This is a genomic window from Mycetohabitans sp. B2, assembly GCF_021733735.1.
Classification (GTDB): Bacteria; Pseudomonadota; Gammaproteobacteria; order Burkholderiales; family Burkholderiaceae; genus Mycetohabitans; species Mycetohabitans rhizoxinica.
The window spans coordinates 1-5,564 of record NZ_JAHKSP010000010.1 but is presented as its reverse complement, the minus strand read 5'-3'; the positions used below and the strand labels follow the sequence as shown (position 1 = coordinate 5,564).

Sequence of the window (5,564 nt, the reverse complement as noted above, 5' to 3'; positions counted from 1 at the left end):
GCGTTTGAACCCCGAGCGTCACGCCGCTTTGCCGCATCGCATGTTGTCCGCTATGGTGCTGCTCATCGGTTGCGCTCTGCAGCTTCACCGTCTTCGCCGTGCCCACCACGTCCTTCGCGGCGATCAGCTCGCTGCCTTTCACGTGCAGTTCGTTATCCGCCTCGATCGTCACGCTGCCCTTGACCGAACCGACCACGCTGCCGTGATGCGTGAGCGACGATGACTGTGCCTGGTCCGATTGCCTACGCGAGCCGATCGTCACGGCCAGTTCGCCTCCGGACAGTAGGCCCGATTGATGGTGCTTATAGTCACTCGATTCCTGCGCCGTACTCTGCGCGGTATCGATATTAACGTTGTTCGCTGCCGCCAATGCCGTGCCGTGCGTGCTCACCACGGCACTGCCCCGCACGTTCAGGTCGTGGCCGGCCGACACGCTCACCGTCTCGCCTGACACCAGCGAGCCGTTCGCGTTGCTGCCCGCATAACTGCGCGCAGTATCCGTTGATGAACTCGACAAAAATTTGTCTGCTTCTGAATGGCTGGCCGCATCGCCGCGGGTACGAGTACGCGTCTCGGCGATCGTTACGTCGCCCGACGCAGCCAAGTTCACTGCTCCATTACCCTGTCCTTTCGTGCCAGCCACAATGTTTGAGCCCAGCACTTCAAGCTGTTTGCCAGACGCACCTTGACCCGCCACCACCGTGGCGCTGCCGCCTGCTGACAGCTGGCTAGCTACGTTCGTCTCCACCATATGATTGTCATACGCCCAATCACGATCATGCGCACCGCTCAAATTCACGGTGGCGCGATTCGTCGTGCCCCGGATAGTGACATGGCCGGTGCCGACAAGCGCCATATCCGCACCCGATGTCAGCGTGCTGCCCATCACACCAATATCGCCACCGCTGGTTACGCCGAGGCTGCCGCCCGTCTGCAACGCGCTGCCCGCCTGTGTCGTATTCCGGTACGCACTGGTATTGCGCGCATCGTTGTGCGTTTGAATGGTCGAACCCGTCTCCACTGTACCAATGTTTACCGCGTGGCCTGCCATCACGCCGAGATTGCCCCCCGTTGTCACCTGCGCGCCTTTCACCGTCAGATCATGACCGGCCTGCATCCGCATCTCGCCGCTCGCGTTTAGCGTACCGAGCGCGCCGATCGACGCATGCGTCGACGCGCCGGTCGTGAAATGCTGGGCCTCTGTATTAATGAGCGACTGATTGATGATGTCGTGGCCGGCCATCAATGCGAGGTTGTCGGCATGGACGGCTCCTCCTAAATTCTGGATGTCGTTGCTTGCTGCCAGTGCCGCATCGCCTTCTGCAGCGATCGTCCCACCTTGATTCACGATGTCCGTGCCTTTGATCTGGACCGTATTGCCCGCGATCAGTGCACCGCTCGGCGTCACATCGACGTGGTTCGACTTCGCGAGGTACACTTGTGGCGCAAGTACCGTCTGCTGGCTGCCGTCCGCTAGCGTGACCGTTTGGTTTACCAACCAGACGATGTCCGTCGTCAGTGCCTCCATCTGGGCGTCCGTTAGCGCTATGCCGGGTTTTAGACTGAACTGTTTGCCAAACGCCGCGCCATGGGTCATCAGCTGCTTGTATTCATCCTCGTTGCTGGTAAAGCCCTCCAGATAGCGCTTGCCCGTCAGCTGAGTCACCTGCGCCATGACCAGCTGCGACTCGTAATAGCCATCACCGATCCGCTTTTGAACGGTTTGCGGGTCCAAATCAAGCTGGCCAAGCATGTAATCACTCGAGACGAACTGGGTGTAGCTGGTGAAACGCGGATCGGTGACAACCAGATGCGGATGATTCGGCGCCGATTGGATGGTAAACAAACCACTTGTGGGCAATTTCAATTGGGGCCGGCTGGTGCGCACGCCCGCGACCGTCTTAATTACACCGGGCGCACCTGAGCGATGTTTTGCACTCCTCGGGGCTCCCACGCCGTGGCCTTTGCCAAAATCCACATCCGTCAGACCTAGTACGGCTGCGTCCGCGCCTACAGGTACGGGCGTCGCCTGCACACTGATATTGCGAATGTCGCCCGCATCGATGGTGACAGCCTGGTTGCTCGTGACCGTGCCACCCACGATGCCAGTCGTGAAGGTGATGGATGGGTTGGTCCACGTAACCCACTCTGCTGGAGTGCCAGGATAGGGATCTTTTACGTGGTTATACCCGGATTGGTTAGTGAATGAATACGTTTTAGTCAACTGCGTTGACGTATTCTTGATCACCGCGGCGCCATGACCGTTCGGCACCTTTTGGCCATTGACGTTTAAGTCGCCACCCGCGGCGATCGTGCCATTGTCGTTGTTCACCAACTCACCGATCGTCAAGTTCATCGCCGCGCCTGAGGTCAACAGCGCGGGCGCACCGCTGTTGGGCGACAATTCGGTCTCGGTCACCGTCTGGTGAGCGATCCGCTGGGTCTCAACCGGCCAATGGCCTTCGCGACGTCTCTCTGTTTCTTTCATAAACTGCGTGTTCGGGTCGGTATAGCCCGGATAAGTTTCGATTCGCACGCAGTTTGTTGTGCAATTACCGTACTGGTTCGAGTAAGCCGTATTGCCAAAACTTCTCAGATAGATATTTTTTGAAAATTTTTCAGCCCACGCAGTACCGCCTTGCTGATCCGGATTCGACTGTCCGTGTTTCACATCATACGCATAGAGTGTCACTTGACCGGCTGGGAGCGTAACACGCGAATCTTGCTGATACTGCGCTTGATAGCCCCCATTGGGTCGCCAATAAGTTAGGCCACTATTTTTCCACTCGAACACCGATGCGTTCCATGGCAGGTTCACGACAAGCTGAGTTACCCAATGGCCGTCCGGCGTCAGGATCGGCGTCGATGAGATGATGTCGGCTGGATTGACATAGTACGCGTGGTGCATGTGCACATTCGCATCTTGGAACGCGGGCGAACTACCCGGCGGAAAGGGCCTCCACCACGGCAACTGGCGCATGGTGTGCGTCGAACTCGACGAACGGGTCTCTATCTGTACCTTTTGACGGATATTGTTGAGCTGACGGGCCGCGATGTTCATCAGACCATGCGCTTCCATCGTCGACGACAAATTGTTCACCGTGTCAATTTGATTAATCAGTCTGCCGCTTGAATCCTTCTGGTCGTCTTTCGCGATGTTTAAGTCGCCGAGACTAACAAGCGTTGCGCCGTTCCGGTTCGTGACAGTGTTGGCTCCATAGAGGTTGACCTGCTGCGTGCCCGCCATGACCGCCCGCGCACCATCGTTGACGATCGTGTTTGCCGTGTGCGTGAGTGTGTCGCCGATGATCGAGCCCGTGTTCGTCAGATGCTGGCTGGTCGTTGTAATCGCATTGCCGTTAATTTTCCCTTCGTTGGTTAGCTCGCCGCCGCCGGCCTCAAGCGTAGTTATCCCCGTGCCGGGAACACCGTGCGTGCCCGAGCCGATCTCGCCTCGATTGATTAAACCGTTCGAGCGGGTGGTCAGATTACCGACTGCCAACAGCTTGCCAGCGTTCGTCAGCTGACCCGTCGTTGAGAAGATCAAGTTGCGGTTTGCGGTGATCCGGTTGTTCGCACCGTGCGTGTAGTCGCCTTGCAGCGAAATGGCCGCATCGCGACCGCCGATGAGTTGGCCATCGCCGATGAGCGACGCCGCGCTGAGCTGCAGGTCCCGTGCGCTTGCGATGGTGCCGGCATGATGGGTCAGCACGCCGGTCTGCATCTTGATGTCGCCACTTGAGCCTTTCGGATTCGCGATCTGGCCGCCCGTGTTGTCAAGGCTCGCGGCAGTCAGCTTGACCTTCGTCGCGCTGATCTGGCCGTCCACATTAGATAAGGTGGCGTCCGGCTGATCGACGGTCAGCGCACCATCCGCCGTGAGCTGGCCTGCATTCGTGAGCTGGTCCGTATTCTTAAAAGTCAGGTCCCGATCCGCGACAATCTGGCCGTTCGCGCCGTTCTGCACGGCGGCGCTGTCGATCGTCACGTCCCCTTTGCCGCGAATGACACCCCTATGGGTCTGGCTGTTCGTATTGGCATTGTGGATCGACGTGGCCTTAATCAACGTGTGAACCGTACCGGTGTCGGCAATTTGACCATTCGTATTGTCGAGCTCTTGGGCAGATACAGTGAGCGTGCCGGTGGGGCTCAGGCTGACGAGCGTGCCCTCCTGATTGAAAAGCGTGTCGGCGGATGACACTTTGAGCCCATTCCCGCCTTGCACGACACCTTGATTGTTTTTGAGCGTCGACGCAGAGGTGAGCGTGACAGAGCCGGACTTCGTACGGATGACACCGCCGGTGTTGTCAATCGATTGCCCATCCACATCGATCGCGCCGGTCGAATCGATCAAACCACCGAGGTTCATCAGCGTGCTGGCCTCAGTCACTTTCAGTGTGCCGCTGCCGCCGTAGTAAAGCGTGCCTTTATTGTTCATCAGACTACCGGCACTCAGCGTCAGATTCGCGCCGTTGCTCCGGATCGTGCCCAATGCATTATCGAGCTTGTGAGTTACGCTGACCTTGGTGTCGCCTTTGCCCGTTTGTGCAATCAACCCTCCCTCATTCGTGAGCGAATCGGCCTTCACATCTAACCGTTTCGCGCTTAGCGTGCCGTCAGTGTTATCGATGGACTGGCCTCTGACCTTCAGTATTTCTTTTGCGGAGACGCGGCCTCTGTTGTTGAGCGTGCCAGCTTGCACTTTGACGTTGCCATTGCCGCCAATTACGCCTCCTTGGTCACCTATCACAGTATGGCCCGCCGCGTTCGTCAGCTGGCCCGCCGTCGTCACCGACAGCTCGTCATCGCTTCTCGATGTGACGCGCCCAGCCGTATTGTCCAGTGAGCCGGCCTTCACAAAGACGCGCCCGGCTGCTCGCGCAAGCCCGCGGAGATTGTCCATTTTCCCCGCTACGTCGATATCCAATGTCGATTCCGAAAAAATCTGCCCGTCCTGATTCGACAATGCCGCGGCGCGGATCGTCTGTGTGTCGCCTGACGACAGCTTGCCTCGGTTATGGTTCACTATGCCATCATCCGCGATGATGCGCGCAGTGCCTTGTGACACCACTTCCGCGCCGGTCAGGTCGATATCGCCAGACTTCGCATGAAGTTCCAAATGACCGTCGGTAAGTGTTTCACTGTGCTTCAGGTCAACGGCGGCGCCTTCAAGCGTCATGTTGCCGCCCGCCAATTGATGGCCCGTGGCGACCAGCGAACCGGTGGTCTTGACCTCGAGCTCGCCTGTGCTGTCGACCACGCCGTCGGCATCAGCCCCGGCGCCCAACCCACCGCTTGAGTTCATGCTGTGCGCTGTGACCTTCAAGTTGCGTTGAGCTGCGAGCGTACCCGTATTGGTCAGCAAACTCTCGCTTGAAACCGACACGTCTTGTTTGCCGTAAAGCTTGCCATCGTTTTGAACGTCGGCCTGCACGCGCACGCTTAATAAGCCGCTTGCATTGGTTTGGCTCGTTGGCGTGAGCGTGAGCTTGCCGTTCGAGTGCAGCGTCAAATCACCGGCCTGCGCGCTAATCTCACCCGCGCTGTGCACCCCCACACCGTAT

1 protein-coding gene is annotated in these 5,564 nt (G+C 58.4%); it reads right to left on the bottom strand.

Annotated features, from left to right (window positions below):
* Positions 1 to 5,564: beta strand repeat-containing protein (locus KPG66_RS01975; protein WP_237069868.1), on the bottom strand; the 5,564-nt coding region annotated here is incomplete at both ends.